This is a genomic window from Anaerococcoides asporogena, assembly GCF_029590275.1.
Taxonomy (GTDB): Bacteria; Bacillota; Clostridia; order Clostridiales; family Clostridiaceae; genus JG1575.
Genome location: NZ_CP120965.1, coordinates 1,372,535 through 1,397,082, shown reverse-complemented (window position 1 = coordinate 1,397,082; position 24,548 = coordinate 1,372,535). Strand labels below are relative to the sequence as shown.

General features: G+C 50.2%; 22 protein-coding genes. All 22 read right to left on the bottom strand.

Annotation, left to right across the window (positions count from 1 at the left end):
- Positions 1-63 precede the first annotated feature (63 nt).
- Entirely contained in the window at positions 64-1,125 is a 1,062-nt protein-coding gene (gene rpoD / locus P6M73_RS06750; RefSeq protein ID WP_277855739.1) for an RNA polymerase sigma factor RpoD, read from the bottom strand.
- A gap of 48 nt (positions 1,126-1,173) precedes the next feature.
- A complete protein-coding gene (dnaG, locus tag P6M73_RS06745; RefSeq protein ID WP_277855346.1) occupies positions 1,174-2,916 on the bottom strand; it encodes a DNA primase in 1,743 nt (580 codons plus the stop codon).
- A gap of 81 nt (positions 2,917-2,997) precedes the next feature.
- Positions 2,998-4,020 (bottom strand): deoxyguanosinetriphosphate triphosphohydrolase, encoded by a 1,023-nt coding sequence (locus tag P6M73_RS06740; RefSeq protein ID WP_277855345.1) that lies wholly within the window; start codon positions 4,018-4,020, stop codon positions 2,998-3,000.
- 63 nt (positions 4,021-4,083) lie between these two features.
- Entirely contained in the window at positions 4,084-5,901 is a 1,818-nt protein-coding gene (locus P6M73_RS06735) for a peptide ABC transporter substrate-binding protein (protein WP_277855344.1), read from the bottom strand.
- 324 nt (positions 5,902-6,225) lie between these two features.
- On the bottom strand, positions 6,226-8,865 hold the full coding sequence (gene ppdK, locus P6M73_RS06730) for a pyruvate, phosphate dikinase (protein ID WP_277855343.1): 2,640 nt from the start codon (positions 8,863-8,865) through the stop codon (positions 6,226-6,228).
- A gap of 653 nt (positions 8,866-9,518) precedes the next feature.
- Positions 9,519-10,037: a UBA domain-containing protein gene (locus P6M73_RS06725; protein ID WP_277855342.1), complete on the bottom strand. Its 519-nt coding sequence runs from the start codon at positions 10,035-10,037 to the stop codon at positions 9,519-9,521.
- A 38-nt stretch (positions 10,038-10,075) separates the two neighbouring features.
- Complete coding sequence (gene recO, locus P6M73_RS06720; protein ID WP_277855341.1) at positions 10,076-10,723, bottom strand: DNA repair protein RecO; 648 nt, start codon at positions 10,721-10,723, stop codon at positions 10,076-10,078.
- 2 nt (positions 10,724-10,725) lie between these two features.
- On the bottom strand, positions 10,726-11,613 hold the full coding sequence (era, locus tag P6M73_RS06715; RefSeq protein WP_277855340.1) for a GTPase Era: 888 nt from the start codon (positions 11,611-11,613) through the stop codon (positions 10,726-10,728).
- On the bottom strand, positions 11,606-12,124 hold the full coding sequence (locus P6M73_RS06710; protein ID WP_277855339.1) for a cytidine deaminase: 519 nt from the start codon (positions 12,122-12,124) through the stop codon (positions 11,606-11,608). Before P6M73_RS06710 ends, era begins: the two co-directional genes overlap by 8 nt.
- A gap of 48 nt (positions 12,125-12,172) precedes the next feature.
- On the bottom strand, positions 12,173-12,874 hold the full coding sequence (locus P6M73_RS06705; protein WP_277855738.1) for a diacylglycerol kinase: 702 nt from the start codon (positions 12,872-12,874) through the stop codon (positions 12,173-12,175).
- Positions 12,868-13,371 (bottom strand): rRNA maturation RNase YbeY, encoded by a 504-nt coding sequence (gene ybeY / locus P6M73_RS06700; RefSeq protein WP_277855338.1) that lies wholly within the window; start codon positions 13,369-13,371, stop codon positions 12,868-12,870. Before ybeY ends, P6M73_RS06705 begins: the two co-directional genes overlap by 7 nt.
- 131 nt (positions 13,372-13,502) lie before the next feature.
- Positions 13,503-13,955 carry a GatB/YqeY domain-containing protein gene (locus P6M73_RS06695; protein ID WP_277855337.1) on the bottom strand — a complete coding sequence of 151 codons (453 nt, stop codon included), beginning with the start codon at positions 13,953-13,955 and terminating at the stop codon, positions 13,503-13,505.
- 17 nt (positions 13,956-13,972) lie between these two features.
- Entirely contained in the window at positions 13,973-14,149 is a 177-nt protein-coding gene (gene rpsU / locus P6M73_RS06690) for a 30S ribosomal protein S21 (protein ID WP_090038177.1), read from the bottom strand.
- A 103-nt stretch (positions 14,150-14,252) separates the two neighbouring features.
- On the bottom strand, positions 14,253-14,594 hold the full coding sequence (locus P6M73_RS06685; RefSeq protein ID WP_277855336.1) for a histidine triad nucleotide-binding protein: 342 nt from the start codon (positions 14,592-14,594) through the stop codon (positions 14,253-14,255).
- Between the two features lie 95 nt (positions 14,595-14,689).
- A complete protein-coding gene (locus P6M73_RS06680) occupies positions 14,690-14,893 on the bottom strand; it encodes a hypothetical protein (protein ID WP_277855335.1) in 204 nt (67 codons plus the stop codon).
- Between the two features lie 18 nt (positions 14,894-14,911).
- Positions 14,912-16,024, bottom strand: a complete 1,113-nt coding sequence (locus tag P6M73_RS06675; RefSeq protein ID WP_489666495.1) for an ABC transporter ATP-binding protein — start codon at positions 16,022-16,024, stop codon at positions 14,912-14,914.
- A 4-nt stretch (positions 16,025-16,028) separates the two neighbouring features.
- Positions 16,029-17,036 carry an ABC transporter ATP-binding protein gene (locus P6M73_RS06670; RefSeq protein WP_277855333.1) on the bottom strand — a complete coding sequence of 336 codons (1,008 nt, stop codon included), beginning with the start codon at positions 17,034-17,036 and terminating at the stop codon, positions 16,029-16,031.
- Between the two features lie 15 nt (positions 17,037-17,051).
- The gene (locus P6M73_RS06665) at positions 17,052-18,872 is read right to left on the bottom strand and encodes an ABC transporter permease subunit (protein WP_277855332.1); all 1,821 of its coding nucleotides are present in this window, start codon (positions 18,870-18,872) and stop codon (positions 17,052-17,054) included.
- An 11-nt stretch (positions 18,873-18,883) separates the two neighbouring features.
- On the bottom strand, positions 18,884-19,873 hold the full coding sequence (locus P6M73_RS06660) for an ABC transporter permease (protein ID WP_277855331.1): 990 nt from the start codon (positions 19,871-19,873) through the stop codon (positions 18,884-18,886).
- A gap of 95 nt (positions 19,874-19,968) precedes the next feature.
- Positions 19,969-21,975 (bottom strand): ABC transporter substrate-binding protein, encoded by a 2,007-nt coding sequence (locus P6M73_RS06655; protein ID WP_277855330.1) that lies wholly within the window; start codon positions 21,973-21,975, stop codon positions 19,969-19,971.
- A 419-nt stretch (positions 21,976-22,394) separates the two neighbouring features.
- Complete coding sequence (mtaB, locus tag P6M73_RS06650; RefSeq protein WP_277855329.1) at positions 22,395-23,720, bottom strand: tRNA (N(6)-L-threonylcarbamoyladenosine(37)-C(2))-methylthiotransferase MtaB; 1,326 nt, start codon at positions 23,718-23,720, stop codon at positions 22,395-22,397.
- On the bottom strand, positions 23,704-24,474 hold the full coding sequence (locus tag P6M73_RS06645; protein ID WP_277855328.1) for an RsmE family RNA methyltransferase: 771 nt from the start codon (positions 24,472-24,474) through the stop codon (positions 23,704-23,706). Before P6M73_RS06645 ends, mtaB begins: the two co-directional genes overlap by 17 nt.
- Positions 24,475-24,548 lie beyond the last annotated feature (74 nt).

Here is a 24,548-nt window from a genome sequence, read left to right as displayed (position 1 = left end):
CAAATCAATGAATTGTGTCCGCTAAAAAAAGACTGCCCGGAGGCAGTCTTTTTCGGCTGGAACCTAGTCCAGGTAATCCTTCAGCTTCTTGGACCGCGATGGGTGCCTCAGTTTGCGCAGCGCTTTCGCTTCAATCTGCCGAATCCGCTCGCGAGTTACGTTGAACTCCTTGCCGACCTCTTCCAAGGTTCTGGCCCGACCGTCATCCAGGCCAAACCGAAGGCGCAGCACTTTTTCTTCCCGTGGTGTCAGAGTGTCAAGCACGCCCATGAGCTGTTCCTTGAGCATGGTGAAGGCAGCTGCCTCCGCCGGCGCCGGCGCGTCATGGTCCTCAATGAAGTCCCCCAGATGGGAATCTTCTTCTTCACCAATCGGTGTTTCCAGAGAAACGGGTTCCTGAGCGATTTTCATGATTTCCCGCACCTTATCGGCCGGCATGTCCATCATTTTGGCGATTTCTTCCGGCTGCGGAGCCCGGCCCAGTTCCTGAATCAGCTGTCGCTCAATCCGGATCAGCTTATTGATGGTCTCCACCATGTGCACCGGAATCCGGATGGTTCTGGCCTGATCCGCAATGGCACGGGTAATTGCCTGCCGGATCCACCAGGTGGCGTAGGTTGAGAATTTAAAGCCCTTGGTGAAGTCAAACTTCTCCACCGCTTTGATCAGACCCAGGTTGCCTTCCTGAATCAGGTCAAGGAACTGCATTCCCCGCCCAACGTAGCGCTTGGCGATGGAAACAACCAGTCTCAGGTTGGCTTCCGCCAGTTTCTGCTTGGCCACTTCATCTCCGGCTTCAATCCGCTTGGCCAGCTCCACTTCCTGCTCGGAGGTCAGCAGCGATACTTTTCCGATTTCCTTGAGGTACATCCGAACCGGATCATCGATGGAAATTCCTTCCGGAACAGACAGATCGACTTCTTCCTCTTCCGTTTCCTCATCCTTGCTCTCCTGGATGACTTCAACCCCCATGGCTTCAAGCCCTTCATAGATCCGCTCGATCTGGGCCGGGGTGACTTCTACATCTTCCAGTTCATCATTGATTTCGGCGTAGTTGAGCGAATGAGTCTTCTTCGCCTTGTCCAGCAGTCGATTGACAATGGAATTGAGAAAATCCCGATCCATGTCCTCTGCCTTGTCCAAATCAATTTTTTTGTTAATGCTGCCTACCATCTATTTACCTCCAAGTTCCTTCTGGATCTCCAAAAGCTCGCGGACTGCTTCCAACGACTCAGCCAGTCTGCCTTCTTTTTCCAGGACTTCAATTTCTTTTACCATGGCATTTTTTCTTGCCTTTAAATTGTAATAACGAACGGTCCGGATATAGTCCGTAATCAAACGATCCACTTCAATATCCGCTGGCAGATCCGATATGCCATAGATCTGCGCCCATTCCGACTGGTCCTCCACCTGAGTCAGCTGCGACATCAAAAATGCGTTGGCATTGTCTCCATCGTATGCTAACAGCAGTTCGAAAATCTTCTGGTGGGACCGTCCTGTGAGCTCCTCGACCTGGATATTTCGCCCTACCTCGTCATATCCCTGAGCCATCAGTTTGAGTAAGTAACGCTGAGCCTTGCGATGCCCCGATTCCACAAACCCGGCCGGACGGCTCGAGCTCATCCAGAGCTTACGGTCGTAGCCGGAATGAACCATGGACGAGATGGCTTCGCGGGAGACACCAGTCTCATCGGCCAGCTTGCCAACCCAGATATCCTTTTCGATCCCAGTCAACTTTTCCAGCACCGGTGCCAAATTCTTAAAATAAGTTACTTTGTCCTCTTCCCGGGAAAGATCCAGTCCTTCTTTGGCCAGATTGATCTGAAATTCGGTCAGGGATAGTGCTTTCTCCATCAGTTTCAGAAACGCTTCCCGGCCATGAGTTCGGATGTACTCATCCGGATCTTTGCCGTCCGGGATCAGAAGAATCCGGACTTCAAACCCTTCATGAACCAGGATCTCCAGTCCCCTCAGGGTGGCCTGCTGACCCGCCGTATCGGCATCGAAGGCGGTGATGACGCGCTTGACATATCGCTTCATCAGACGGGCCTGAATCGGAGTCAGCGCTGTTCCCAGGGCAGCCACGGCCTGATGAATTCCGGCCTGGTGGAGCGCAATGCAGTCCATGTAGCCTTCTACGATCAGCAGAGTACTTTCATCCCTGGCCATTTTCTTCAGGAAGAAGTTCATGCCGTACAGGTTGGTTCCTTTATGGAACAGCAGCGTCTCGGGTGAGTTGAGGTACTTGGGCTTGGAATCGTCCAGCACTCTGGCGCCAAATCCGGTGATGCGGCCCCTCGGATCGAATACGGGAAAGATCAGCCGGTTGCGAAACCGGTCATAGCATTTTCCCCGGTCCATGCCGGACATCAGACCGGAGGCCTTGATATCGGCATCCTGAAAGCCTTTCTGAATCAAGTGCCGGTAAAGGGCATCCCAGGAATCCGGAGCATACCCCAGCCCAAAGCGAGTCATGGTTTCCGGAGTAATTCCCCGCCTCAGAAAATAATCTCTGGCGGCTGGATTCTGACGCAGGTGATCAAAATAGAAGCGTGCGGCCGTTCGGTTGATGTTTTCCAGGGTTTCCCGAGCCTGCCTCTGGTCGGCCTGCTCTTCGTTCTCCTCCGGGATCTCGATGCCGGAACGCTGGGCTAAATGACGCACCGCTTCATCAAAAGTCAGATTCTGCGTCTTCATCAAGAACGTGAAGACATTACCCCCTTCGCCGCAGCCGAAGCATTTATAAATCTGCTTGGTTCTGGACACACTGAAGGACGGCGTTTTTTCCGAATGAAAGGGACAAAGACCGGTATAGTTGGCTCCGGTCCGCTTCAGTCGTACTTTTTCCTGAACGATTTCGACGATGTCACTTTGTTCTTTGATTTGTTCGATAATTGCTTCCGGTATGAATTTCATGGTTCTCCAGGCGCCATCGGACGGTGCCGATGGTCGTCGACATAGTATAACCCGCCAAATATATATTATAGCACAGACAATTTAAAGTGTGAAGCCAGGAATGAAAATCTGCTGGAAGACCGAGGTGGCAAAATCGTCCGTCATCCCGGCAATATAATCCGCCACCGCTCTTTCCCGACCTTCCTCAGCCATGATTTCCCGGTAGAGTGTCGGGAGTTCTTCTTCGTGGCTCATATAATGCTCAAACAGATTACTGATGATGAACTGCGCTTTATCCTTTTCCCTGGTCTGAGCCGGACCCAGATAGATATTCTCAAACATGAACCGGCGCAGTCCGATGAGAGCATCCCCCACCGCCGGACTGAGTCGAACCAGCAAATTCCCCTGAGCGATCTCAGCGGTGGTAGCAGTGACGCAGTCCCGCACCAGGGTGTCAATCCGCCTGGAGTGAGTCGGTCCCAGAACATCCAGAAATTCCTGCGGTACATCTCCGGGATCCATCATCCCGGCCCGTATGGAATCATCAATGTCATGATTGACGTAGGCAATTTTATCCGCGTATTTCGCAATCTGCGCTTCCAGACTCGATACAGCCACCTTGCCGCCCAGTCCTGAATGCTTCAGCACACCGTCCAGGACTTCCCGCGTCAGGTTCAAACCCTTCCCATCCCGTTCCAGGCGAGTCAGCACTCGGACACTCTGCTCAAAGTGGCGAAATCCGCCAGGCAGCAGCTGGTTGAGAATATCTTCCCCGTTATGTGCAAATGCCACGTGACCGATATCATGACCAAGGGTAATGGCTTCCACCAGATCCTCGTTCACCGCCAGCCCACGGGCAATGGTTCGGGCGATCTGACTGACTTCCAGGGTATGGGTCAGACGAGTCCGGTAATGGTCACCCGTAGAACGAATGTAGACCTGAGTCTTATGCTTGAGCCGGCGAAAGGATTTGGAGTGGATGATCCGATCCCGGTCGATCATGAAGCAGGTCCGAAAGTCATCCAGAGGTTCCGGACGCTCCCGCCCGAGAGAATCCCTGGAGTGAACCGCCTCGGGGATCAGAATCAGATTCTCATTGTGTTCAATCCGTTCTCTGATGTTCAATGTCATCCCTCCCATCAACAATGGTTTGTTCTATTATGACCGCAACCGTCCGATTTTATCGGTTTATTTTTTGAAAGCAGCCTGATCCAGGCCAAACCCGACGCCCGGGACATACTCCCCGGCCGGCAGTTCCACCCGGTCGCTGACCAGCCAGGCTGTATCATCCACAAACAGGGGCAGCATGGGCAGATCCCTGAGCAGAAGGGATTCCATTTCGGCCAGCTGATTCAGGCGCAGCGCAGGATCGGCAGTTCCTTTACCGGTCGAAGCTGTCAGCAGGTCGTCAAACCGTTGGTTCATCCAGCGATCCAGTTTGCCGGGGTAAGCACTGCCAAAGGCTGCCAGGGAGTTCCATGGATCCAGCGGATCCTGACCCATTCCGCCAAACCCCATATCATATTCGCCTTTCTGCAGCCGGTCATACAGCTGCTGCAAGGGCAGAGCAGTGATTCGAATGGTGAGTTTCCCTGAAAACAGCTGTTCCCAGCCTGATTTCAACAGTTCCCCCATCGCCAGCATCTGCTCATCTCCAGCCGGAATCAGTAGCTCCAGCTCTTCAGGTTTTGACCGGGCAATCACAGCTTCTGCCATCGTCCCTGCCTTATTGGGGTCGAAGACATTGGCCTGGTCCACATTTTTCTTGCCCTGGGCCGTCTTGCGGAAGGCTGTTCGCCTCCCGTTAAGTTCCACTTTAGAAATCGGTCCCAAAAACCCGGAACAGGAGCGATAACTGCCGAACAGTCCGACCGCGATTCCGGTTCGGTCTGTTCCCAAGTACAGGGTTTGACGGAAGTCCGGATCCCGGAGCAAAGCTGACTTCTCGGATGTCAGGTTTAAATAGATTCCCCAGACTGTACTGGATGGGGCAATCTGAAGGTTCGGGTCATTCTTCAACTGCTTATAATTCGCCCCGGACACCGGTAAAAGATCCAGAGTCCCGGCCCGGAATGCTTCCATTGCCTGCGTTCTGGATGCATAGATCCGCAAGACGAGGTAGTCCTGAGTAAAGTAAGCCGCATGAACCGGATCAAGTGCTGGGTCCTCCCGCCGCTTCAGGCGAAGCCCGGCTCCCGGGGTGTAATTCTCAATCACATAGGGTCCGGAGCAGATCAGCTCTTTCCAGCCATCGCCTTTGTCCAGGCTGGAGTGCACCAGAAAAGGCGTAGTCAGGCGAACCTGGATCTCATCAATTTTCATCGGCTGGTCCAGTGTAAGCCGCAGCGTCAAATCATCAACCGCCTGGAATCCGACCTGCGCGTAAGATGACAGGCTGCCGCTGAAAAATGATTTTCCATTCAAAATAGGCAGCTGTGTCAAAAATCGCGCTCCCGCATCCAATGCCTGTTTCGGATCCAGCAGGCTCTGCATGGCGGCTGCGTAGTCGTCAGCAGTAATGGAGCTGCCATCTGAAAAAGTCATGCCAGAGCGCAGCTTGATCAGAAAATGAGTTGCATCCTCTGCCGCAATCTCCGCGGATGCGTGGTAAGGAGCCGCGGTCGCTTCCCCTGAAACGGAATTCACCGTCATCACAAACAGTGAGCCATACAGGTACCGGGCCAACTCTTCTTCCGAGGACAGTCGGACCTGATGTGGGTGCAGAGACCCAATCGTTCCCAGGAGTCGTCGGCCAATTACTGAACCATCGGGAAAGTCCCCTTCTGACCAGGCTGTCGGCTGCGTCTTCGTGGCAGGCTGGCTGGATCCACCAGAGCTCTCCGTAGCGGTCCCTGACGCTCCAGTTGAACCCGGAGCCGAGGCAGACCCGCCTGAGGTCTCAGGGGGCCTGGATGAGGATATAGGGGCTGCCGGCTGACATCCGGTAAAGAAGACCAGTAAGGTCAATAAGATCATTAATTTTTGGAAGCGGGAAGTTAATTTCATGAGAGCCCTCTTATTCACAGAAATATCGATAGTTATTTTCATTATATGCTAATTCAGACAGAAACACAGCAAATCTTGATAAATCCCCCAGAGAGGCAGTCGACAACGGTTCCTCCTTCCGCCTGAAACAGCTCACCCCGACCGGTCAATTTGGAGCAGTGGATCACAGCTCGATACCTCCCAGACAATGGTTTGTCAGCCTCAGAACAATGGTTTGCCGGTCCTGAAGAATTAGGTCCCTTTTCTCAACGAAAAAAGATTCGCCGTTCCGGTTCTGCAGTACCGGGACGGCGAATCTTATGGATTAGAACTGATTGGTTTCAGTTATTTCTTTTCTCTGGGGAACTTGATCTGCGCCTGTGCAGCAGCCAGTCTGGCAAGCGGTACACGGAACGGTGAGCAGGAGACATAGTCAAGTCCGGTTTTGTGGAAGAATTCAACGGAAGATGGATCTCCGCCGTGTTCTCCGCAAACGCCAAGCTTGATGTCCGGTCTGGTCTTGCGGCCCAGCTCAACAGCGATCTCTACGAGACGGCCAACTCCGGTCTGGTCTACTTTCTGGAAAGGATCAAATTCGTAAATTTTCTTTTCATAGTAATCCTTCAGGAAGTTGCCGGCATCATCTCTGGAGAATCCGAAGGTCATCTGAGTCAGGTCATTTGTACCGAAGGAGAAGAATTCAGCTTCCCGGGCAATCTCATCAGCCGTGATGGCGGCTCTTGGGATTTCAATCATGGTACCAACGCTGTACTTCATGTCCTCTCCGGACTGTTTGATGATGGAATCAGCAGTGCGGACAACGATATCCTTGATGTACTTCATTTCCTTGACTTCGCCAACCAACGGAATCATGAGTTCCGGAACGATGTTCAGGCCCTTTTCCTTACGCACTTCCAGAGCTGCTTCGATGATCGCTCTGGTCTGCATTTCAGCGATTTCCGGATAGGTAACGGCCAACCGGCATCCTCTGTGTCCCATCATCGGGTTAAATTCATGAAGGGAAGTGATGATATCCTTCAGTTCCTGTACTTCCATCTCCATGTCTTTTGCCAGCGCCACGATGTCTGATTCATGGGTGGGCAGGAATTCATGCAGTGGTGGATCCAGGAAGCGGATGGTTGCCGGGCGGCCTTCCAATGCCTCATAGATGCCCTTGAAGTCTGCTTTCTGCATCGGCAGGATTTTGTCCAGGGCTTTCTTTCTGGCTTCCACAGTACGGGAAACGATCATTTCGCGCATTGCCGGAATCCGATCTTCGCCGAAGAACATGTGCTCGGTACGGGTCAGACCGATTCCTTCCGCTCCGAAGCGGACAGCCTGCTCGGTGTCGTGGGGTGTATCGGAATTGGTGCGAACCTTGAGAACACGAACTTCATCAGCCCAGCTCATAAAGGTTCCGAAATCACCGGAGATTTCCGGATCAACGGTTGCAATCTGCGCGCCATAGACATTTCCGGTGGATCCGTCCAGGGAGATGTAATCCTGATCGGTATAAAGCTTGTCGCCAGCCTTAACCGTACGGTTGGCTTCGTTGACAACAATGGAACCACAGCCGGCTACGCAGCAGGTTCCCATACCTCTGGCAACAACCGCTGCATGAGAAGTCATTCCGCCGCGAACGGTCAGAATTCCTTCAGCGGCAATCATGCCTTCGATATCCTCGGGTGAAGTCTCAAGACGAACCAAGATAACCTTTTCGCCTTTTTCTACACGTTCCTTGGCTTCAGCCGCAGTGAATGCGATCTTTCCGGTAGCGGCTCCGGGAGAAGCCGGCAGACCCTGTGCAATAACCTGAGCATTCTGCATCGCAGCTTCATCGAAAGCCGGGTGGAGAAGGGTGTCAAGCTGCTTGGGATCAACCTTAAGGAGTGCTTCTTCCTTCGTGTTGAGTCCTTCTTCAACCAGGTCAACCGCAATCTTGAGTGCTGCCTGCGCAGTTCTCTTGCCGTTTCTGGTCTGCAGGAAGTAGAGTTTGCCTTCTTCAATGGTAAATTCCATATCCTGCATATCGCGATAATGTTTTTCCAGCGTGTCAACGATGGAGACAAACTGCTGGTAAACTTCAGGCATCTGCTTATTAAGTTCTTCGATGGGGAACGGTGTCCGGATTCCGGCAACAACGTCCTCGCCCTGAGCATTCATCAGGTATTCAGCAAAAATCTTGTCTTCGCCCGTGGATGGGTTTCTGGAGAAGGCAACGCCAGTTCCTGATGTTTCGCCCTTGTTTCCAAAGACCATTGCCTGGACGTTGACTGCTGTACCCCAGGAATAAGGAATGTCATTGAGTCTTCTGTAGACATTCGCTCTGGGATTGTCCCAGGAACGGAAAACCGCAGTGACGGATTCAATCAGCTGCTCTTCCGGATCCTGCGGGAATTCCTGACCCTTGGCGCGGCTGTAGAATTCCTTGAACTTTCTGACCAGTTCCTTTAAGTCGTTGGCATCCAGCTCGGTATCGAGATGAACTCCCTTGGCTTCTTTCATGTGATCCATGATATGTTCGAAGTTTTTCTTTTCGATTTCCATAACGACGTCCGCGAACATCTGGATGAATCTTCTGTAAGAGTCATAAGCAAAGCGCTCATTTCCGGTTTCACGGGCCAGTACTTCAACTGTTTCGTCATTCAGACCCAGGTTCAGGATGGTATCCATCATGCCGGGCATGGAAGCTCTGGCTCCCGAACGTACAGAAACAAGGAGAGGATTGGTCTGTCCGCCGAACGTCTTTCCGGTGACTTCCTCAATGTTTGCCATGGCTTTGCGGATCTCTTCTTTTACTTCCTGTGCCAGCACTCGGCCGTCATTGTAGTACTTATTGCAAGCTTCCGTTGTTACCGTGAACCCCTGGGGGATCGGGATCCCCAATCCGGTCATTTCAGCCAGATTGGCGCCCTTGCCGCCGAGAAGGTTTTTCATTTTGGCGTTACCTTCTGTAAAAAGGTATACGTACTGTTTGTTTTCCATTCTCTTACCTCACTTATTTTTACTCTGAAACAGAGTGATTGATGAATGCCTAACATGGACTCATTAAAGTCCACAATCCACCACAAATTATACCATGAATTCCCACAGGATTAATCAAGTTTAACGATTATTCACGGATTGATGGGGTCGTTTATGATATTATTTTAGTTTCACCGCTGATACGTTTTCATTTTTTAGTTTTTTTCGATTTTTGACAGCTCAGTTGGCAATTTTTTGATACCTTGCCCATTTTATGATGAACTGTCATTTTCTCTTCAGAATGGAATGTTCCAGCTCCACCGCATCGATCCAAATGAATTCCTGTCATCGCGTCCCGCGTAATCTCTGTGGCTTTCTGTCCGAAGGACCTCCCACATGAAGTCTCATCGCGAACACTGAACTTTCTGCTTTCCCCGTCCAATTTCCACAGGTCTTCGCGGGTCTGTCCCCGGAAGTCCTGACATTCATCAGAATAATCTCTCTCAAAATAATCTCTCATCAAAAATCGTTATTTCAAGACCGGTTTTTCGATTCTGGATGTTCAGGACTGAATATCCTTGGACCGGAGGTTCAAGACGGATCACAAAAGGCAACCGTCCCCGAAAACAGCTCGTGGGTAGGTTGCCTTAGATATAGCTTGTGATGACAATGTTTTACAGCTTGATGGTAAAGTATCGGTCCCCGTGACTGGGTCCCTCTTTCTGGAATGCCTGATCTTTCATGTCCTGCAGGCGGTCATCCAGCCGTTCTCTCATCTCCTGAACACTGGCCGCTGCCTTACGAGAACGGCGAAAGACTGATTCATGGAGGCTGACTTCCCTCCCCTGACAGGTAAGCGCTGCATCCGTTCCGGACAGAAGGAGTGCTGCCCCGGCACCCAGCAGCAGTTTAGGGCGCTTCAGGCCGATCAGAGTGATGGCCAGGACAACGACTGCCGGCACTGTAACGAGATCTTGTCCTCCGCGGCGGAAAGTCACGGTCGGTCCGGTCAATCTGGCTCCGGTCTCCTCGACCTTCTCCCTGATCGGAATGCCGGAGCGTTCCTCCAGATCATCCAGGGCTTCCACGAGATTAAACTGATTCCGCTCCAGGGCGGCCTTGGCATCTTCATATGAGACACGGAGACGTTTCTTGATTTCATCGATGAGTTCCATCAAATCTTTGTTATCCATGCTAAGCTCTCCTGTAGATTATTTTATCGATACTCTCCTTAATAGGATGACTGAAGTATTTCCAGACTCTTTGGCTTGCGCTGAAAGTTTTCATCCAGCAGCTGTTTCGTCAGCTGACCGGCGATGGCCAGATCCGCCGCTTCACACACCTGCTGCATCATCTCCTCGAGAGGCTTGTTCAGAAGGTTTCGAATCAGCAGTCGGGCCGATTCGGGCATCCCCTGTGCCAGAGCCGGGTCCGGCAGGTTTCCGGTGCGCACCAGAGTCTTCATTTCGAAGGCTCGGGCCAGCTGTTCCACCGCAATGCCGGGCTGATCCAGAAGATACATTGCCTTCATCAGATCGAGAAAGAATCGTTCATTGACTTCATGATCGGGCATGGCGATATCGGTCAGTTCCAGAAAGTAGCTGCCATAGGCAATCCGGTCAAAATCAGTTTTCACGTGCGAAAACGAGTGGATGACAACCGCTTCGTTCAGCTGATAGAGACTCTTGCCCGGAAACAGTACAAAGTCACACAGCATCATGGGCTGTGCCGCCGCCTGAAACCGCCCCTTGGTGCCGCGAGTCCCGCGGGCCAGGACGGAGATTTTACCGTACTCGAGGGTGAAGACATGGAGCAGGCGGTCTTTTTCCTTGTACTCCATGGTATTCAGGATTACGCCCCGGGTCTTGACCAGGTTCATGGCTACTTGCCTTTTTTATAGCCGTATTCAGCCAGGAAACCCGGATTGTCCCGCCAGTCCTTCCTGACTTTGACAAATGCCTTCAGGTTGACTTTCGTGCGGAAGAAATGTTCCAGATCTTGCCGGGCGTACATTCCGATTTTTTTCAGCGTCTGCCCGCCGCGACCGATAATAATGGGTTTATGGGATTCTTTTTCAGTCACAATATCCACTTCAATATCCAGGGTGCCATCCGGCCGTTCCTTCATGGAAGTGACATTGACGGCGATGCCGTGCGGTACTTCCTCATTGAGCAGGCGCAGAGCCTTTTCACGGACAGTCTCAGCCACAATGAACTTTTCCTGGACATCGGCCATAATATCTTTGGGATAGTAGGCCGGCCCTTCCGGAAGGTATTTTTTCATCAGGTCCATCAGCCGGGTGACATTTTTTCCGTGCAGCGCGCTGATTGGGATCATTTCGTTGAAATCAGCCAGTTTCTGATAAGCCAGCAGAGTCTGGGCCAGATTTTCCGGTTTCTTTTCATCCATTTTGTTGATGACCAGGAATTTGGGCGCGGAGCGGTGTTTCATCATTTCAATGATGAATTCGTCTCCCGGACCGGGTTCATCCGAATCGGTCAGAAAGAGAATCAAGTCCACTTCATTGGTGGAATCCGTCGCCCGGTTGACCATGTATTCTCCCAGCTTGTGCTTTGGTTTGTGCATTCCAGGAGTATCTACGAAGATGATCTGAGAATCGTTGTCGTTATAGATGGCCTGCATGGTGGTACGGGTTGTCTGAGGCTTACTGGACACAATGGCCAGCTTCTCGCCCATCAGGTTGTTGAGGAGAGTTGATTTGCCCACATTGGGCCGTCCGATGATCGTAACATAGCCAGATTTAAACATGGTCTTCCCTGCCTTCCAGATCCTGTTTGGTGAACGCCCCGGGAAGAATCTCCCCCAGGGTATGAAGATGATATTCCGAGCGGTTTTTGGCAACAATGACAACCATGTCTGGATCCCCGAATTCAGCCATTACCTGACGGCAGATCCCGCAGGGATAGGTGTAGTTTTCAGGATCGCCAGTGACTGCCAGGGCTTTGATTTTTTTAGCTCCCCCCTGCAGTGCGCAGAAAATGGCGGTGCGCTCCGCGCAGTTGGTGGCACCATAAGAGGCATTCTCAATGTTAAACCCTCCGACCAGCTCCCCGGATTCGGTCTGGACTGCCGACCCTACCGAAAACTGAGAATACGGCACATAAGCCTTCTCTTTTTTCGCAAGAGCCAGGTCAATCAATTCTTGTATCTTTATTTCCATGAAATCAATCCTTTCTGATGTTGAAAATGATGTGTCTGAATTAACAGTGGCAAACCGGTGACTGATGGCGTCAGGGCCGCTCCAGAAGCTGGCAGGCATCGCTCACGGCGTGCCGCCACTCTTCCTTCGACTTGACCATCTGAGGCTCTAGAAGCCGAACAGACGGAACAGGAGCAGGGTGCTGGCAAAGCCAAGCAGCGCACCCGCGAAAACCTCCCAGAAGGTATGAACGCGGGTATCAATCCGGCTTTGTGCCACGACAACTGCCATGATAAAGGACAATGTGACCACAATCGGATTCTCTGTCACGTAGCTCATCATCGTGGCCAGCGCGAAGGCAATGGCCGTATGGCCTGATGGCATGCCGCCGCGCAGCGGGGTGCCGTCACCGACATGAGCTTTGATATAGAGAACCAGGAAGGTCACGATCCCGAGGATTGCGAAGGCAAAATACGGGCTTGAAGTCTTAATCAGGACGATTCCGCCATAGGTCATCTGCGTGATCGGCGTCCAGAAAACCAGGACGCCGATGCTGACCGCGTTGATGGCAGTAACCAAAACAGCGGCTGCCGCCGTATTTTTGGCAATTTTAACAAGCGGGTGGTAATAGTTGGTCGTCGCGTCCACGGCCGATTCCAGCGCTGTGTTGATCAACTCGGCTGTGATGACCAGTGTGACGGCTATGAGCAGGATCAATATTTCCACTTTGGAAACCTTGAAGACCAGTGAAGCGATCAGAACTACAATAGCGGATAGCACATGGATGCGCATATTGCGCTGCGTCCGAATGGCGTAGATCAGTCCGTGAATCGCATAATTAAAACTGTCAGTCAAACCCCGCTTCACGATCGGCTCACTCCAATCAATGCCATATAATGCTGCTCCCTGGCAACCATTCGTTCCCGGTCGGCGGCGTTCATATGGTCGTACCCCAACAGATGGAGCAGCGAGTGTACAAACAGGAACACCATCTCCCGCTGGATCGAGTGGCCATAATCCACCGCCTGACTGATTGCCCGCTCTGTCGAGATAATGACATCGCCCAGCAACAGACGGTCATCCAGGAACAGATCGTCCGTCAGATCATGTTCGGTATACTGCTCCGAAAAAACCGCTCCTTCTTCAAAGGCCAGCACCGGAAAAGACAGGACGTCCGTTGCTGTGTCGAGGCTGCGATAATCACGGTTAAGTTCCTGGATCGCCTGATTGTCGACGAGATACAGACTTACTTCCGGTTCATAATCCACGCCTTCGCCTTCAGCGACGACATTGAGTGCTTCATTCAATTTATCGATCAGTTCACGTGCAGGCTCAAGCAGAGTCTGATCGTTTTCCAGATTCAGCATAAGCTTCCTCCCATCCAGTGTATTTCGCTTACTTCTATGATACACGAAACCGCATCCGTTCACATCAGAAATTCAGTCTTGGCCAGTGATGCAAAAGGACAAAAAAAGACTTACCCACGAACGGGATAAGCCTAGTTTTGTTCATTCAGATACTTTTTAACGAGTTCACTCACCAGTTTGCCATCGGCTTTCCCTGTTGTCAGGGGCCGTACCGCACCCATGAGCTTGCCCATATCCTTTATGTTATTTGCGCCCAAAAGCGTAGCCTGCTCTTTAATCAATGAAGCGATTTCGGATTCGGTCAACTGTTCCGGCATATAGCGCAACAGTGTTTCAATTTCGAAATTAGCCTGATCGACCAGATCCTGCCGGTTGCCCCGCTGGAATTCCGTGAGAGCCTCACGACGCTGCTTGATTTCTCTGGCTAAAATTTGAAGGGCTTCGGGATCTTCAACCTTACGGTTATCAGTTTTCTCTACCTGCAAAATTGCAGCCTTCGCCATATTCAAAATATTGCTCAGATTCTTGTCTTTCTCCTTCATGGCCTGAATCCAGTCCCGTTGGAGCATCTCTTTTATCGTCATTTTTCTCTACCTCGAAGTTACTTGAACTTTCTCTTTCTGGCAGCTTCTGACTTCTTCTTTCTCTTTACGCTCGGTTTCTCGTAGTGCTCTCTCTTCCGGACCTCACTGAGAACTCCGGCTCTGGCACACTTCTTCTTGAATCTTCTGAGAGCTGACTCTAAAGTTTCGTTCTCTCCAACCTTGATTTCTGACATTATTTATCCCTCCCTCCGCTAGCAAAAAATTTAAACATTTCAGCCCTGCGGGGCAAAATAACACATCAGTTATTATACCCCGAACAGAGCTAAACGTCAACACCTAACCGGGAGGCCAATTCATACTTCTTCCGCCTAATATGTGGAAATGAAGGTGGGGCACCGTCTGCTGGGCATTCCGACCAACATTGGAAACGACCCGATAGCCGTTTTCGTTGAGACCTTTGTCATTGGCCAGGATCGCTATGATCTTCAGAACATGTCCCAGAATCCGCTGATCCGCCTCAGTGATATCTGCGATGGATGGGATGTGATGTTTGGGGACAACGAGAAAATGAACGGGTGCCTGGGGATTGATGTCATTGAATGCGACACAGTATTCATCCTCATGGATGATTTCTGCTGGAACTCGGCCATGTGCAATTTCACAAAATAAACAATCCATTGTTTCACCTCCTGTCATAGTTCTATTATACTACCTAATTCTTTTGAAAGCATTAAAATAACAGCAGACGAGAATCTCGTCTGCTGTTCATGGAGTTAACCAAGACTCAGAATCAGTACAACCAGCAGGATGATGCCCAGGAACAAGGGAAGGAAAAACTTGTAAGCGCCCAGCACCATGGCCAGGAAGTCGCTTCGCTCCATTTCTTCTTCCATTGTTGTCCGGAAATTCTCCTCGTCGACCGGATGATCTTGATCTTTAACGGCATCAAATGCCTCATCAATTTTTTTCTTGAACATGCTTCTCCGATGAATCGATTATTGAACTTCGTCCGCGAGAGTGATGTCAATGGTCTTGGCCCGATCTTCCTGCTTCAGCAGCGGGAAGTGGCAGGCAACCATGTGATTGGGGCGAATTTCACGGAGTTCAGGCACTTCTGTCTTGCAGCGTTCCTGAGCGAACTGGCATCTGGTGTGGAACTTGCAGCCTGCCGGTGGGTTGATCGGTGAAGGAATATCCCCTTCCAGGATCTTGATCTCCACTTTTTCCTTCAGATCCGTTGTCGGGATAGCCGACAGCAGAGCTTCCGTATAGGGATGGAGGCGGTTTGCGAAAAGTTCCTTGGTGTCCGTCAGCTCGACCAGGTTGCCCAGGTACATAACGCCGACACGGTCGGAAATGTACTTAATGACAGACAGGTCATGAGAGATAAACAGGTACGTCAGCTTATGGCGTTCCTTGAGGTCCAGCAGCAGGTTGATAACCTGGGACTGAATGGAAACGTCAAGTGCGGAAACCGGTTCATCAGCGACGATGAACTTGGGATTCAGTGCGACTGCCCGGGCAATACCGATACGCTGACGCTGTCCGCCGGAGAACTGGTGGGGATAACGGTGTACGAAATAGGGCTGGAGGCCGCATTTTTCCATAACATCCAGGATATACTTCTGGCTTTCTTCATCATCTTTTTCGATAATGCCATTTGCCTTCAGTCCTTCTGAGATGATCTGACCAACCGTCATTCTGGGATTCAGTGATGAATAAGGATCCTGGAAAATGATCTGAAGATCTTTCCGGTACTTTCTCATCTGATCGCGGTTCAGCTTCGCCAGGTCGATTCCTTCCGGATGTTCCGGGTCACCGTAATAGAGGATTTCGCCTTTGGTCAGGGGATAAAGCTGAAGCAGCGTGCGACCAAGGGTTGATTTTCCGCAACCTGATTCTCCAACCAGGCCCAGTGTTTCTCCCTCGAAAATATCCAAATCAACCCCTTCATTGGCCCGGACAAACAGGGCTTCCTTCTGGAAGATGGATGATTTCTTTAATGGGAAGTATTTCGTGAAATCCTTCAGACGGAACAGCAGTTTTTTTCCATCAGTCGAGTTCCCCGCAGCAGCGGTTTCCGGCTGATTGTTCTTAACATCATTCATTGGTTTATTTTGCATTTTGCTCACCTGAACGGACCCCCTTTTCCGGATAGAAACATCTTACTTCATGCTGATCTTCCAGCAGAAGCAGTTCCGGTTCTTCGTTTTGGCATTTTTCTGTCGCATATTTGCAGCGTGGTGCAAACTTACAGCCCTTAGGCAGATTCAGGGGATGCGGAACCGCTCCCGGGATCGGCTCAAGTCTCGTATCTACCGGGGTGTCGAGCCGCGGGATGGAGAACAGAAGGCCTTCGGTATAGGGATGTCTGTATTTGGAGTTGGTTTCATCAAAGATGGTGCGAACCGGGGCTTTTTCAACAACCTGACCACAGTACATGACGACAACGTCATCAGCCATTTCGTTGATAACCGCCAGATCATGAGTAACAAAGATGATGGAAGTTCCCTTGCGGGCCTTCAGATCATTCATCAGCTTCAGTATCTGAGCCTGGATTGTTACGTCCAGCGCGGTAGTAGGTTCATCCGCGATCAGCAGCTTCGGTTCGCAGGCCAGTGCCATAGCGATCATGACACGCTGACGCATACCGCCGGACAGCTGATGAGGATACTGCTTGGTTACTTTGGCAGGATTCGGAATCCGAACCTGTTTGAGCATTTCGATGGTCTTTTTGGCTGCTTCGCTCTTGTTGAGTCCCTGATGAATCATCAAAGGCTCAGAAATCTGACGCTCAATGGTGAACACCGGGTTCAGCGAAGTCATGGGTTCCTGGAAAATAACTGAAATGTCGTTTCCACGAATTTTTTCCATTTCTTTCAGCGGAATGTGAACCATGTCTTTTCCGTCGAATGTGATGTCACCCGAATCAATATAGCCATTTCCATCCAGAAGACGGATGATGCTCATAACAGAAACGGATTTTCCGGAGCCTGATTCACCAACAACACCTAATGTCTTCCCTGCTTCAACCACATAGTCGACATCATTAACTGCTTTAACAACACCTTTTTTCGTTTTGAAATAGGTATGTAAATTTTTAATCTCTAATAACGGCATAACCTGTTCTCCTTTCTACCTTTCCTGCGATTTCGGATCGATGGCATCGTCCAGTCCGGTTCCGATGAGGTTAATACAAATGATGCAGATGGAAAGGATCAGCGCAGGGAATACCCATCTCCACCAGAAATTCTGAATAACCGTGGAGTTGTTGGCACCGAACAGCATGTTGCCCCAGGTTGGCTGTGGCGGCTGTACCCCGAAGCCCAGGAAGGACAACGTTGCTTCGTAGAGCAGGTAGCCGGCAAAGTCCAAAGTGGCGGAAACAATGATTACTGAGATAACGTTAGGAATAATGTGCTGGAATACGATTCCCAGTTCCTTAATACCCATGGCTCTGGCCGCGGTAACAAACTCCTGTTCACGCAGTGACAGAACCTGAGCACGAATCAGACGCATCAGGCCGGTCCAGCCGAGGAACCCGAGAAGAACCATGATCAGGTAAACTTTCTGAGTTGAGGTGAACTTATTCCCCCAGACAGAGTTTAACAGAATGATCGTTGGCAGGAAGGGGAACGAGGAAATGATTTCCGCGAACCGCTGGATGAACATGTCGACTTTGCCTCCGAAGTATCCGGAGATGCCGCCCAATGCCATACCAATAAGTGTGGAAATAATGACAGCTAACGTACCGATGGTCAGAGACAGTCTGCCGCCGTTGATGATACGGGTCAGAACGTCACGGCCGAATTCATCCGTTCCCAGGAGATACCCTTTCATACCGAAGGAATTAAGCTGACCATCAGCTGTTATGTAGTAATTCTGATAGAATCCGGAAGCGATCATCTTCGCGTTTGTAACACCTGAAGGAACAGCGATCTGCCGCTGGTCATCTTCACCCCAGGCAACGATTGAACCATTTTCCAGAACGGTGGCGTAATGGTAAAGTCCACCTGAAATTGCCACTGGCTTGGAAGTGAATTCAGGAAGTTCCTGACCCGTCCGATAGCTCAGATTTCCCCAGTCGATGACCTTTCCATCTTCACGGATGGCTGCGAAAGACTTAGAGGTGGCAGCAATATCAATAAACTTGCCTGCCGGCGGTTTGGAGAATGTGTTCGCTTGAGTTCCAAGGTAAACAATCGTTCCATCTTTGGTCAGGGCTGACACAACATCGGTGGTAATTGCCACTTTGTCGATCTGTCCCTGATACTGATGGAAGTCGTTGTAGTCAAAGTTCATCACATTGCCCCAGGCTGCGGTCGTACCGTCTTCCAGAACAACCAGTGAGAACTTGTAACCTGCATGAACCGATTTGATCTTAGCATTTCTCAGCTGAGGCGGAATCCGGGTCTGTCCGTTTCGGGAGTTGCCCCATGCCCAAAGCTTGCCATCGGCACCCAATGCCAAAACATGGTCATAGCCGGCAGCTACCTGAACCAGGTTATTCATGCCAGCGGGTTTCTTTGCTTCAAGGTCAGGCATGGCGAACAGCGCTTTCTGCCCCCAGGCATGGAAATTTCCATCCTTGTCGATGCCAACACCGAACGTGCTTCCGACAGCGACATCTCTGGCACCGGTTTTCATGATTTCCGGGAACTCCATGAAGTTCTGTGACGGAGGCAGATCCGCCTGCATCGGTTCATTGTATCCAAGATCGATGCGGTAGAAGTACGGTGCGATAAACATGAAGGCCGCAATCAGTACGAACACAATCAGCGCGCCCATGGACAGTCTGTTTGAGGCAAAGGTTTTGACTACGGTCCGCCATGGCGTCTGGATCTGTTCTTCCTGATAGATGTTCAGGTTCTTTTTCTTCTTGCCGAACAAGCCCTTTTTGGGCGCAGCGGCTTTCTGCTCATTATTTCCGTTTGTTTTTTTCAATTCTTCTGACATTTGTCTTCCCCCTACGCGTTGATCCGGACACGTGGGTCTACCAGACCGAATGTCAAGTCAATGATGAGATTGGATCCCAAGGCCAAAAGTACATAGAACATCTGGATACCGAGTCCAACTGACCAGTCCTGATTTCTTAAAGCCGTGATGAAGGTATTTCCCATTCCGTTCAGTCCAAACATGCTTTCTACAACGATGGATCCATAGAAAATGGACAGAACCCATCCGATCAGAAGTGTTACGACCGGCAGGAGCGCATTGCGCCAGGCGTGGGAGAAAATGACGGCCTTCTCAGAGAGACCTTTTGCGCGGGCGGTTTTAATGTAATCCATGGAAAGTGAGCTGACCATGGCAGAACGGATATACCGCGTGGTGCTGGCCATGGAAGACATAACCAGGATTGCAACAGGCAGAACTAAGTGCCAAAGAATATCCTTGGTCTCAGCCCATTGCGTGGCTGCCTGCAGATTCGGGGTTTTCCAACCACTGACAGGGAACCAGCCGAGTTTAACGGCGAAGAAGTATATCAATACCAAAGCAGTAACAAAGGACGGGATCGAAACACCTACCAATGTTGCTACTTGGATAATTCTGTCGAAAACAGTGTTTTTCTTGACGGCCATCGCGATTCCCAGCGGAATGGTGATGAGCAATCCGAAAAAGACAACGAACAGGTTCATCAGAACCGTATTCTTCAACGGCACCTTGATGACATCCATAACTGGTTTGTTGTAGAGTGTTGAAGTTCCAAGATCAAGTGTGATCAGTCTGGAAAACCATTTCCAGTATCTGAGTGGCAGCGGGTCGTCCAGACCCATCTGGGCTCTTGTGATCGCATACATCTTTTGGAACGCTTCCGGAGACATGGTGGATTTTAAAGGATAGACCTTAGCCATCGCTGGGTCACCGGGAACGCTGTTATACATGAAAAAGATGATAACGGACAAGGCAACGAATACAAGTACGATATACATGAATCGCTTCAGTATATATTTTGCCATATTTTTCTCCCCCTCGTTTTAATCAATTTCTCTTTTAACGTGCAAATGAGGCCTTAAAAAGCCTCATTTGCTTCGTTAAAAGAATTATTTAGGTCTTAGTCCTGAACTGTTGCGTAGAGGATGGAATCCACTAAGCCACCGGTTGCGGAGGACTCGTAATTCTGAATCTTCGCATTGAAGAAGTCATGGATCTGGTTGGAATACAGTGGGAGGTCCGGAAGCAGTTCGTTCCATCTTGCGATGTAGTTCTGCCATCCTTCAAGGAATTTTTCCTTTTCGGTCGGAGCCACTTTCCAGAATCCTTCAGCCAGTTCTTCGAGCTGCTTGTCAACGATGAAGTTGGTGTTGTAGCCCTGAGCCAGTTTCTTCTCATCGGTTGTGTACTCATCTCTTGGTACATAACCAACTGGGAAGTTGGAAGCGAAGTTGAACATGTTGAATTCCTTAGCGCCGTATTTTTCACCCTGTGAAGCATCTCTGTAAACATAGTTCAGGAGTTCTTCGAAGGTCATAACGGTCTGCTGGATTTCCATACCGGCAGCAGCCACATCAGTGGACTTCTGCAGCTGGGTTACAAGCAGTTCGGAAACAGCGTTGTTCTCAGAGGATCCCCATTTGATGATGAGCGGCATGAACTCGCCCTTCTTGTCCGGGTTCTCTTTGTATCTGAGGCCAGTTCCGGAGTATGGTTTTCCATCCTTGTCCAGGTTCCAGCCGGCTTTGTCAAGGAGTTCCTTGGCAGCATTCAGGTCGTATGCATACTGGTTCAGTCTCGGTGCCAGGGCAGCCTGAGATTCTTTGTAGAACCACTGGCCTTCGCCGTAAGGTCCGTTAACAACAGTTCCAAATCCGCCAGTGAATGCCTGGGTGAACTTGTTTCTGTCCAGCAGGTGAGCAATCGCCTGTCTGACTTCTACATCCTTGGTCGGGTATACGTCAGCTACGAAAGCAAGCTTACCGTATCCTGCTCTGGGATATGCGAAGTAGTTGAACTTGTTGGATCCGTCTTCAACCAGGGTAAATCCTGCGTTGATTTCAGTTCCGGACATCATGTGGGTCAGAAGGTCAACTCCACCGGTTTTCAGCTCATCCATCGCGGTTGCGGATGTGATGTGTCTGAAGATTACAGTGTTGATGGAAGGTTTCTTGCCTTCCCAGTTTCCAACGTACTTGTCATTGATCTCAAGGACCATGATCTTGGAAGTCGGATCCCATTCTTTGACCTTGTAAGCGCCTGAAGCCGGTCTGTCTGGGTTGTTCTTCGCGCTTTCAATCGCCTTACCAAAGTTTTCTTCGGTGAAGTTGTCGCTGAAGTATGCACCCTTGCCGTCATCCTTGATCTCAACCTTGCCTGCTGCTGAATTGTTCAGCCAGTAGTCCAGATGAGTCGGTCCAACGGAAGCCTGGGTCAGTTCATAGAAGGAAGGAACGTATTCCTTATCGATGGTTACGGAGAACGTTTTGTCATCGATGAGGCGAACTCCTGAGAATTCCTTTGTTTTGCCTTCGAGGAAGTCAGCGTATCCTACATAGTAGTTACCATAGGTAGGCTTCGCATTAAGTTTCTGAAGGACCGGTGAGGAGAAAAGAAGGATCGATGCAACATAGTTGGTTGCGGTGATCGGAGTACCATCAGAGAATACCATACCATCATTGATTTTGAACTCGTAGGTTTTGGTACCATCTGCATTTTCGGTCACTTTGTGCTCTGCTACAACAGATTTGTTGATGAGCAGTTCGCCGTCCATTTTGGCTTCAACAGTTGCAGAACCTTCAACAAATGTCTTGATGTCGTTGTCGGTTGCATTGTTCTGCCACCAGGGAGGAGCAAAGTCACCCGTCGGCTCGGTTGTTGTTCCGATGATGACGGTGTTCTTGCCAGGGGTCTTGATGATGTCCGGTCTCTCGACCAGTGAGGCTGCCGTCAGCGGAGTCGTGGAGTCTGCAGTGGTTGTACCTGCAGGGGTTGAGTCCGCGGTTGTGGTTGACGGAGTTGATCCACCTGTTGTCGGCTGGGTAGCTGGGGTTGATGGTGTACAACCGGCAAGCACTGAGGCAGCCATAACGACAGGCAAAAGAAGTGATACGATTCTTTTCTTCATTAACTAATCCTCCTTAAGATTATCAAAATGAGTTGGTCCCATTAAAGATTAAACCTATATTAACACATCGTTCGACCTTTATACAATATTTATAAATCACTTTTTAAAATTACGGCCAGTGTAACGTTTAAATAAGCCCCATTCTATACATTCTTGTTTATAATTATGCATCTTCGCAATCCGGAACAAGCCGTATTTTGCTTTCATTGATAATTTCGTCGTAAATTAGCGAAATATCCATGCATAAATGACGAATTGGAAATCTAAACGCCTCGATTAAATCTGTTTGATAACGCTCAACAGGCCGTATTGTTCGAAAAGCCAAAACAATTCAATGGTTATTTAATGAGTTGTCATTTCTTTAAATAAACTGTTCGTTTTCGAGAATATCAGGGCCTTTTCCTCTTATTTTTTGATCATTACGATTCATCCAGCAGGATCCCTGTGCAATGAGTCGAAACTGAAGATACGATGTACACCTTACGGATTTGTCCGGCCAGATCTGCTTCGGTTTCAACCCGAACCTCGACAAAATGCTCAGTGAGTCCCCTCCCCATTGAACTATCACTGTGTTCAAACAGGATGGCCTGAACAGTCCCAATCAGACTGGCATGAAACAGATTCTCCATTTCATCTGAAAGGCTGGTCAGCTCATGGCTGCGGCGATCCTTGTCCGCCGGAGAAACCTGATTCGGCATGCCGGCAGCCGCGGTACCTGCGCGAGGGCTGTATTTGAAGACATGAGTCTTGGTCAGCCGCAGCCTTTTCAGGAAATCCAATGTTTCTTTGTGCTCATCCTCTGTTTCTCCGGGAAATCCGGTGATCAGATCGGTCGTAATACTGACCTGGGGAATTTGAACCCGAAGCGCATTCACAACTTCTTCATATTCCCGGGTAGTATAGCGCCGATTCATCCGCTTCAGAACTGAATCAGATCCGGACTGAAGACTTAAATGGAAGTGTGGACAAAGCTTCCTTAAGCGAGCGATCCGTTCCAGACGATCCCCTTTGAAAAACATTGGTTCGATGGAGCCGATACGAATACGCTTCAGCCCTTCAAATTGTTCCAGATCTTCAAGCAGCTCAATCAATCCATAGCTTGAATCACCCAGCAGAACGCCCTGATCTGGTTTATCCAGTCCATAGGAAGCAATATGAATGCCGGACAGTATCACTTCCTGAAAACCAGCCTCGACCAGCTGATGAATTTCCTTCAGGACAAGATCCTTTCTTTTGCTGGAGATCCCACCCCTGGCATAAGGGATCATGCAATAGGTGCAAAATCGGTTGCAGCCATCCTGGATCTTAAGAAATGCCCTGGTCTTGTCTTCAAAATCGCTGACATTCAGCGGCTCAAACTCATGGGAAGCCATGACGTCCGAAACCTCCACAATCCGCTCGCCAGTGGCCAGGCTGCGGTTAGCCAGTTCTACGACCCGGGATTTGTTGCGTGAACCCAGTACGATGTCAACTCCGTCAATGGCGGCGATTTCTTCCGGTGCAATCTGGGAATAACATCCGACCACGGCGATGACCGCATCCGGGTTCATCCGACGGGCGCGGCGGATCATCTGGCGGGACTTCTTGTCACCGGTATTCGTCACAGTGCAGGTATTAATGACATATACATCAGCCTTTGATTCAAAGGGAACTGCCTCGTAGCCGTCTTTTCGGAACAGCTCCAGCATGGCTTCCGAATCATAAATATTGACGCGGCAGCCCAAGGTTTCAAACGCGACTTTCATGAAGTTCCTCCTTCGCCGGACGAACACCAGCCATATCTCCGGCAATATACTGCAGGATCGATACAACACTAAGGGCACAGGTTTCTGTCCGCAGGATCCTGGGGCCCAGTGTAATTATTCTGGCTCCGTTCTCTTGCAGCCATTGGATTTCAGAAGACTCAAACCCACCTTCCGGTCCGACCACAATGCCAATTCGCCGCGAAGCGCGTATCTCATCCTCGCATCCGGCAAGACCGGTACCTTCCTGATTTTCATAAGGGACGAGAATCAGGTCCAATCCCCGCATTTCCTGTTCCAGTTCCGTCAGCTCGATGGGCTCAGCTACCTTCATAATCCTGCTCCGCATCGACTGTTTTCCGGCCTCCAGCGTAATCCGGCGCAGCCGGTCAAGTTTTTTATATTCCGACCGCACTTCCGGTATGACCCGTTGAGTAATCAGCGGCACCAGCCGCACAGCGCCAAGCTCGGTCAGTTTCTGACATACCAGTTCCATTTTCTGACCTTTGGGAAGTCCCTGAAAGATTGTCAATTCCAAAGGACTCTCATTGGTCTGGGCGATTTTTTCATCCAAACTCACCACAACCTCGGTCTTATTGATGGATCGAATCTCCCCCTGGTAATCCTGTCCGTCCAAATCGTTAACCAGTACCCTGTCCCCTTCCTTGAGGCGCAGTACCTTCCAGGCATGCTTGACGTCATCCCCGGTAATTCTGGCTGTCATCTCCGTAATATCCTGTGTAAAAAATTTATGCAATCATTGGCCTCCCATCGATCTTTTCATCAATCATATCGTATTGTCCGGTGATCCATGACGGATCGTTTTCAAAT

Coding starts and splice junctions, on each gene's coding strand:
- P6M73_RS06710 (WP_277855339.1), bottom strand. CDS start 12,124: ATGCCTGCCAGCTTCTGGAGCGGCCCTGACGCCATCAGTCACCGGTTT.
- P6M73_RS06735 (WP_277855344.1), bottom strand. CDS start 5,901: ATGAAATTAACTTCCCGCTTCCAAAAATTAATGATCTTATTGACCTTA.
- recO (WP_277855341.1), bottom strand. CDS start 10,723: ATGAACCTGGTCAAGACCCGGGGCGTAATCCTGAATACCATGGAGTAC.
- P6M73_RS06675 (WP_489666495.1), bottom strand. CDS start 16,024: ATGAATGATGTTAAGAACAATCAGCCGGAAACCGCTGCTGCGGGGAAC.
- rpsU (WP_090038177.1), bottom strand. CDS start 14,149: ATGTCAGAAATCAAGGTTGGAGAGAACGAAACTTTAGAGTCAGCTCTC.
- P6M73_RS06665 (WP_277855332.1), bottom strand. CDS start 18,872: ATGTCAGAAGAATTGAAAAAAACAAACGGAAATAATGAGCAGAAAGCC.
- P6M73_RS06680 (WP_277855335.1), bottom strand. CDS start 14,893: ATGTTCAAGAAAAAAATTGATGAGGCATTTGATGCCGTTAAAGATCAA.
- ppdK (WP_277855343.1), bottom strand. CDS start 8,865: ATGGAAAACAAACAGTACGTATACCTTTTTACAGAAGGTAACGCCAAA.
- P6M73_RS06685 (WP_277855336.1), bottom strand. CDS start 14,594: ATGGATTGTTTATTTTGTGAAATTGCACATGGCCGAGTTCCAGCAGAA.
- P6M73_RS06670 (WP_277855333.1), bottom strand. CDS start 17,036: ATGCCGTTATTAGAGATTAAAAATTTACATACCTATTTCAAAACGAAA.
- ybeY (WP_277855338.1), bottom strand. CDS start 13,371: ATGCTGAATCTGGAAAACGATCAGACTCTGCTTGAGCCTGCACGTGAA.
- dnaG (WP_277855346.1), bottom strand. CDS start 2,916: ATGAAATTCATACCGGAAGCAATTATCGAACAAATCAAAGAACAAAGT.
- P6M73_RS06655 (WP_277855330.1), bottom strand. CDS start 21,975: ATGAAGAAAAGAATCGTATCACTTCTTTTGCCTGTCGTTATGGCTGCC.
- P6M73_RS06660 (WP_277855331.1), bottom strand. CDS start 19,873: ATGGCAAAATATATACTGAAGCGATTCATGTATATCGTACTTGTATTC.
- era (WP_277855340.1), bottom strand. CDS start 11,613: ATGTTTAAATCTGGCTATGTTACGATCATCGGACGGCCCAATGTGGGC.
- mtaB (WP_277855329.1), bottom strand. CDS start 23,720: ATGAAAGTCGCGTTTGAAACCTTGGGCTGCCGCGTCAATATTTATGAT.
- rpoD (WP_277855739.1), bottom strand. CDS start 1,125: ATGGATCGGGATTTTCTCAATTCCATTGTCAATCGACTGCTGGACAAG.
- P6M73_RS06725 (WP_277855342.1), bottom strand. CDS start 10,037: ATGGATAACAAAGATTTGATGGAACTCATCGATGAAATCAAGAAACGT.
- P6M73_RS06695 (WP_277855337.1), bottom strand. CDS start 13,955: ATGACGATAAAAGAGATGCTCCAACGGGACTGGATTCAGGCCATGAAG.